We start from the raw sequence: 5,785 nt of genomic DNA, 5'->3' as shown, positions 1-5,785 counted from the left end.
GAAACTGATACCCCCAGTGAACACACGCGTTTTGTGTGGTGTGGTGATGGGTGTGTGTTTGTGGTTTGAGAATCCAATAGCGTGTTTGTTTGAACAAGTTGTGATGCCAGAACATTTATTTTTCTGGTAAGACAATCACCTGGCCAAACAGTGGTTCGCCCGTGGTGGGTGGTTCTTCGCCGAACCTCCCGCATTATTTGGGTGGCTGTGTGTTTGGTCAGTATTTTTTGGTCAACCTTCTCACCCCGTGAGGGGTTGGCTGTCTTGCTGGGATTCATTCGTAACATAAAGTTTTTTATGGAGAGTTTGATCCTGGCTCAGGACGAACGCTGGCTGCGTGCTTAACACATGCAAGTCGAACGCTGAAGCTGGGTGCTTGCACCTGGTGGATGAGTGGCGAACGGGTGAGTAACACGTGAGTAACCTGCCCCTGATTTCGGGATAAGCCTGGGAAACTGGGTCTAATACCGGATACGACCTTCCTTCGCATGAGGGTTGGTGGAAAGTTTTTCGATCGGGGATGGGCTCGCGGCCTATCAGCTTGTTGGTGGGGTAATGGCCTACCAAGGCGACGACGGGTAGCCGGCCTGAGAGGGCGACCGGCCACACTGGGACTGAGACACGGCCCAGACTCCTACGGGAGGCAGCAGTGGGGAATATTGCACAATGGGGGAAACCCTGATGCAGCGACGCAGCGTGCGGGATGACGGCCTTCGGGTTGTAAACCGCTTTCAGCAGGGAAGAAGCGAAAGTGACGGTACCTGCAGAAGAAGTACCGGCTAACTACGTGCCAGCAGCCGCGGTAATACGTAGGGTACGAGCGTTGTCCGGAATTATTGGGCGTAAAGAGCTCGTAGGTGGTTGGTCACGTCTGCTGTGGAAACGCAACGCTTAACGTTGCGCGTGCAGTGGGTACGGGCTGACTAGAGTGCAGTAGGGGAGTCTGGAATTCCTGGTGTAGCGGTGAAATGCGCAGATATCAGGAGGAACACCGGTGGCGAAGGCGGGACTCTGGGCTGTAACTGACACTGAGGAGCGAAAGCATGGGGAGCGAACAGGATTAGATACCCTGGTAGTCCATGCCGTAAACGTTGGGCACTAGGTGTGGGGGACATTCCACGTTCTCCGCGCCGTAGCTAACGCATTAAGTGCCCCGCCTGGGGAGTACGGTCGCAAGGCTAAAACTCAAAGGAATTGACGGGGGCCCGCACAAGCGGCGGAGCATGCGGATTAATTCGATGCAACGCGAAGAACCTTACCAAGGCTTGACATACACTGGACCGTTCTGGAAACAGTTCTTCTCTTTGGAGCTGGTGTACAGGTGGTGCATGGTTGTCGTCAGCTCGTGTCGTGAGATGTTGGGTTAAGTCCCGCAACGAGCGCAACCCTCGTTCTATGTTGCCAGCACGTGATGGTGGGAACTCATAGGAGACTGCCGGGGTCAACTCGGAGGAAGGTGGGGATGACGTCAAATCATCATGCCCTTTATGTCTTGGGCTTCACGCATGCTACAATGGCTGGTACAGAGAGAGGCGAACCCGTGAGGGTAAGCGAATCCCTTAAAGCCAGTCTCAGTTCGGATCGTAGTCTGCAATTCGACTACGTGAAGTCGGAGTCGCTAGTAATCGCAGATCAGCAACGCTGCGGTGAATACGTTCCCGGGCCTTGTACACACCGCCCGTCAAGTCACGAAAGTCGGTAACACCCGAAGCCGGTGTCCCAACCCCTTTGTGGGAGGGGGCCGTCTAAGGTGGGACTGGTGATTGGGACTAAGTCGTAACAAGGTAGCCGTACCGGAAGGTGCGGCTGGATCACCTCCTTTCTAAGGAGCACACATCAGAACCCCAACGACCAGCCGTTCGTGCGTGGTGTTGGGAGCTCAAGGGTGGAACATCACAACTCCTGCTCGTCCGCTCAGCGTTGTTGAGGTGAGTGCCTCGACGCCGATGGGTATCTGGACGGGCTAGAACTGACACGTTATTGGGTCCTGGAATCACAAACCCCGACCAGTGGGTTGGGTGTGGTTTCAACCAACAGGACCAACCCGACCACCAAGCAGCAGCGTGAAGCGGTTGTGTGGTGGTGGGTGTTTGGTAGTGGTTTGAGAATCGTATAGTGGACGCGAGCATCAAACGACACGTAAGTGTTGTTTATGTAATGTGATTTTTCTTGTCATCATCTAGTGAAGGTGAATGAAACAATTTTTCGCGCACATTTGCTGGCCCTGTTTGGGGGTTGGGTGAGTGTGTAAGAGCGCATGGTGGATGCCTTGGCATCAGGAGCCGATGAAGGACGTGGAAATCTGCGATAAGCCTCGGGGAGCCGATAAACAGGCGTTGATCCGAGGGTCTCCGAATGGGGAAACCCCGCCACTCGTGAGGGTGGTGACCCGTGTCTGAATATATAGGGCATGTGGAGGGAACGCGGGGAAGTGAAACATCTCAGTACCCGCAGGAAGAGAAAATAACAATGATTCCGGGAGTAGTGGCGAGCGAAACTGGATGAGCCTAAACCTGTGCAGTGTCAAGCGTGCTGGTGTTGCTGCAGGGGTGTTGTGGGGTGTACATGGTCCGGTCCAGCATGGCCGGTCTGTGAGCGTGGTTGGTGTAGTCGAACCTGGTGGGAAACAGGACCGGAGTGGGTGAGAGTCCCGTAGGCGAAACGTCAACCGTTCGCAGTGTGTATGTGCCCGAGTAGCACGGAACTCGTGGAATTTCGTGTGAATCTGCCAGGACCACCTGGTAAGGCTAAATACTTCCTGATGACCGATAGCGGAATAGTACCGTGAGGGAATGGTGAAAAGTACCCCGGGAGGGGAGTGAAAGAGTACCTGAAACCATGTGCTTACAATCCGTCAGAGCAGTATCTAGATGACTGTGATGGCGTGCCTTTTGAAGAATGAGCCTGCGAGTTAGCGGTGCGTGGCGAGGTTAACCCGTGTGGGGTAGCCGTAGCGAAAGCGAGTCCGAATAGGGCGTCCCAGTCGCGTGTCCTAGACCCGAAGCGGAGTGATCTAGCCATGGGCAGGGTGAAGCGTGTGTAAGAGCGCGTGGAGGCCCGCACCCACTTCAGTTGAAAATGGAGGGGATGACCTGTGGTTAGGGGTGAAAGGCCAATCAAACTCTGTGATAGCTGGTTCTCCCCGAAATGCATTTAGGTGCAGCGTTGCGTGGTTCTTGCTGGAGGTAGAGCTACTGGATGGCTGATGGGCCCTACCGGGTTACTGACGTCAACTAAACTCCGAATGCCAGTCAAGGTTCAGCGTGGCAGTGAGACAGTGGGGGATAAGCTTCATTGTCGAGAGGGAAACAGCCCAGACCATCAACTAAGGCCCCTAAGCGTGTGCTCAGTGGGAAAGGATGTTCAGTTGCGAAGACAACCAGGAGGTTGGCTTAGAAGCAGCCACCCTTGAAAGAGTGCGTAATAGCTCACTGGTCAAGTGATTGAGCGCCGATAATGTAGCGGGGCTAAGTACACCGCCGAAGTTGTGGCAGCACCACAGATAACCGTAATGGTGTGGTGTTGGGTAGGGGAGCGTCGAGTTGCCGGGGAAGCTGCCGTGTGAACGAGTGGTGGAGGCGATTCGAGTGAGAATGCAGGCATGAGTAGCGAAAGACGGGTGAGAAACCCGTCCACCGGATGACCAAGGGTTCCAGGGCTAGGCTAATCCGCCCTGGGTAAGTCGGGACCTAAGGCGAGGCCGACAGGCGTAGTCGATGGACAACCAGTTGATATTCTGGTACCGACACACAACCGACAGTACCAAAACACACGAAACTAACCCTGTGATGACCCCGTCAGGCCTTCGGGCCTGTGGTTGGGTTTGAGTGGGGGACCTGAGTGTGGAGTCGGTAAGCGTGAGGTGTGACGCAGAAAGGTAGCCAGGCCGTGCGATGGTAGTCACGGTCTAAGGTTGTAGCACGTGGGGGTAGGTAAATCCGTCCCCACAGGTGTGTGAGAGCTGATGGGCGCCCCATATTGGTGGGGTGATCTGGTGATCCTCTGCTGCCGAGAAAAGCATCGACGTGAGGGTGTGTGTTGCCCGTACCCTATAACCGACACAGGTGGTCGAGTAGAGAATACTAAGGTGATCGAGAGAATCGTGGTTAAGGAACTCGGCAAAATGCCCCCGTAACTTCGGGAGAAGGGGGACCATCCCGGTGAACCCACCATGCGTGGGGATGTGCTGGTGGTGGTCGCAGAGGCCAGAGAGAAGCGACTGTTTATTAAAAACACAGGTCCGTGCGAAGATGTAAGTCGATGTATACGGACTGACGCCTGCCCGGTGCTGGAAGGTTAAGAGGACCTGTTAACCCGTAAGGGTGAAGCGGAGAATTTAAGCCCCAGTAAACGGCGGTGGTAACTATAACCATCCTAAGGTAGCGAAATTCCTTGTCGGGTAAGTTCCGACCTGCACGAATGGCGTAACGACTTCTCTGCTGTCTCAACCACGAACTCGGCGAAATTGCATTACGAGTAAAGATGCTCGTTACGCGCAGCAGGACGGAAAGACCCCGAGACCTTCACTATAGTTTGGTATTGGGATTCGGTGTGGTTTGTGTAGGATAGGTGGAAGACTGGGAAACCCTGACGCTAGTTGGGGTGGAGTCGATCGGTGAAATACCACTCTGACCATAGTGGATTCCTTAACTTCGGACCCTGATCGGGTTCAGGGACAGTGCCTGATGGGTAGTTTAACTGGGGCGGTTGCCTCCTAAAGAGTAACGGAGGCGCCCAAAGGTTCCCTCAGCCTGGTTGGCAATCAGGTGTCGAGTGTAAGTGCACAAGGGAGCTTGACTGTGAGACGGACGTGTCGAGCAGGAGCGAAAGCTGGGACTAGTGACCCGGCCATGGCTTGTGGAAGCGTGGTCGCTCAACGGATAAAAGGTACCTCGGGGATAACAGGCTGATCTTGCCCAAGAGTCCATATCGACGGCATGGTTTGGCACCTCGATGTCGGCTCGTCGCATCCTGGGGCTGGAGTCGGTCCCAAGGGTTGGGCTGTTCGCCCATTAAAGCGGTACGCGAGCTGGGTTTAGAACGTCGTGAGACAGTTCGGTCCCTATCCGCTGCGTGCGTAGGAAATTTGTGGAGGTCTGTCCTTAGTACGAGAGGACCGGGACGGACGAACCTCTGGTGTGCCAGTTGTTCCGCCAGGAGCATGGCTGGTTGGCTACGTTCGGGATGGATAACCGCTGAAAGCATCTAAGCGGGAAGCCGGCTCCGAGATGAGATTTCCAACCAACTTTTGTTGGGGGAGGTGTCCTATAGATGATGGGGTTGATAGGCCGGGTATGGAAGCACTGTGAGGTGTGGAGTTGACTGGTACTAATACACCGATCACTCACTAACCCTTTTCCTTTTGGGGCTGGTGTGTGCGAAGAGTCTTTATTCGCCTTTCTGGTTGTGATGAGGGAATGCGCCCTTGAGGGGTGCGCATTGCATAAGTTTTTGGTGTTCGCGTTCGCTGTGCGGTTCTTGGACCACTACCGCTGGCAACCCTTGTGTGGGGTTGTGGTGGTGGTTTGTTGGTTTTGCGGTGGTGATAGTGGTGGGGAAACGCCCGGTTAACCGTTCCGATCCCGGTAGCTAAGCCCATTCGCGCTGATGGTACTGCAACTTGGTGGTTGTGGGAGAGTAAGTGACTGCCGCAATATTTTTTGGGGTGATGGCCTCGTCCAGTTTTGGGCGGGGCCATTACTGTATTCACGTGTGGGTGTGATGCCCGTGTTTGTTGCTACCTGATGGGGGCTCTGCTACCTGGCGCGGGGTTGCTGCGCCCCCG

Annotated in this window: 3 rRNA genes; all 3 read left to right on the top strand. The window is 54.9% G+C overall.

Features of this window, described 5'->3' with window-relative positions:
- Positions 1-294: 294 nt before the first annotated feature.
- The 3 genes from D3I60_RS01565 to rrf all read left to right on the top strand — a co-directional run bounded on the left by D3I60_RS01565 (position 295) and on the right by rrf (position 5,654).
- Positions 295-1,822 (top strand): 16S ribosomal RNA (locus tag D3I60_RS01565).
- A 415-nt stretch (positions 1,823-2,237) separates the two neighbouring features.
- Positions 2,238-5,352, top strand: a 23S ribosomal RNA gene (locus D3I60_RS01560).
- Positions 5,353-5,535: 183 nt separating this feature from the next.
- Positions 5,536-5,654, top strand: a 5S ribosomal RNA gene (rrf, locus tag D3I60_RS01555).
- Together the 16S, 23S and 5S rRNA genes form the textbook arrangement of a ribosomal RNA operon.
- The last annotated feature ends 131 nt before the right edge of the window (positions 5,655-5,785 follow it).

It is taken from the genome of Brevibacterium permense, assembly GCF_025506275.1.
Lineage (GTDB): Bacteria > Actinomycetota > Actinomycetes > Actinomycetales > Brevibacteriaceae > Brevibacterium > Brevibacterium permense_A.
This window is presented reverse-complemented; position numbering and strand designations above follow the sequence as displayed.